This is a genomic window from Variovorax sp. 05L425 (genome assembly GCF_056397705.1).
The window spans coordinates 1-816 of record NZ_JBFTNY010000074.1 but is presented as its reverse complement, the minus strand read 5'-3'; the positions used below and the strand labels follow the sequence as shown (position 1 = coordinate 816).

General features: G+C 66.1%; 2 protein-coding genes. Both read left to right on the top strand.

Annotation, left to right across the window (positions count from 1 at the left end; translation table 11 throughout):
- Positions 1 to 603: Rossmann-fold NAD(P)-binding domain-containing protein (locus AC1DN9_RS30030; RefSeq protein WP_478106015.1), on the top strand; the 603-nt coding region annotated here is incomplete at its 5' end.
- Positions 604 to 649: 46 nt separating this feature from the next.
- A partial coding sequence (locus AC1DN9_RS30025; RefSeq protein ID WP_478106016.1) for a proton-translocating transhydrogenase family protein occupies positions 650 to 816 on the top strand: 167 nt, incomplete at its 3' end.

Genomic DNA, 816 nt, shown 5'->3' with positions numbered 1-816 from the left:
TTGCAGGCGATTGCCACCGCCAAGCGCCTGGGCGCCGTCATCGAGGCTTCCGATGTACGCCCCAGCGTCAAGGAACAGATCGAGTCCCTGGGCGGCAAGTTCATCGACGTGCCCTACGAGACTGCCGAGGAGAAGGAAGCCGCCGAAGGCGTGGGCGGCTACGCCCGGCCCATGCCCCCGAGCTGGCTCGATCGCCAGAAGATCGAGGTCGCCAAGCGCGTGGCGCTCGCCGACGTCGTCATCAGCACCGCGCTGATCCCGGGCCGTGCGGCTCCGACGCTCATCACCGAGGAGATGGTCAAGTCGATGAAGCCGGGCTCGGTCATCGTGGACATCGCTGCGGGCAAGGGCCCGGAAGGCGTGGGAGGCAACTGCCCGCTGTCCGAAGCCGACAAGACGGTGGTCAAGCACGGCGTGACCATCGTGGGCGAAACCAACCTCGCCGCCCTCGTCGCCGCCGATGCGTCGTCGCTGTATGCGCGCAACGTGCTCGACTTCCTCAAGCTCGTGCTGCCGAAGGAGGGCGGGCTCAAGATCGACCTCGAGGACGACATCGTCGCCGCCTGCCGCATGAGCCAGGACGGCCAGGTCACGAAGAAGTAAGCGAACAAGCAGCAAGCGAACAGCGAACAAGCGAGGAGAAGCCGCCATGGATCCCGTATCCCACACCGTCATCAACCTGATCATCTTCGTGCTGGCCATCTACGTGGGCTACCACGTGGTGTGGACCGTCACCCCGGCGCTGCACACGCCGCTGATGGCCGTCACCAACGCCATCTCCGCCATCGTCATCGTGGGCGCCATGCTGGCCGCGGC